The following is a 317-nucleotide window of genomic DNA, read 5'->3' on the forward strand; positions in this document are numbered from 1 at the left end:
AAAATTAAAAATCAAATTATAGAAGAAGCAAAAGAAGCATATACTAAAAACACAAAGCAAAAATTTCAAGCAAAATCCTATGAATGGTCGGCAGTATGTAACATTAAACCAGAAACAACGATGGTGGATTTAGAGCGATTAGCAGAGCATTTTGAGCAAAAATACGGCTTTCAATGTTACCAAATAGCAATACATAGAGATGAAGGGCATCTCGATGATGATGGCAACAAGGTTATCAATCATCACGCCCATTTAGAATTTGTTACTTTAGATAAAGAAACTGGCAAAAATATGTATCGCAGAGAGATTATAAGTCC

Annotated in this window: 1 protein-coding gene; it reads left to right on the top strand. The window is 33.4% G+C overall.

The window, feature by feature from the left end; genetic code table 11:
- The coding region (locus CCAL9328_RS11115; protein ID WP_249318144.1) for a mobilization protein at window positions 1-317 on the top strand (317 nt) is incomplete at both ends.

It is taken from the genome of Campylobacter sp. RM9328 (assembly GCF_012978615.1).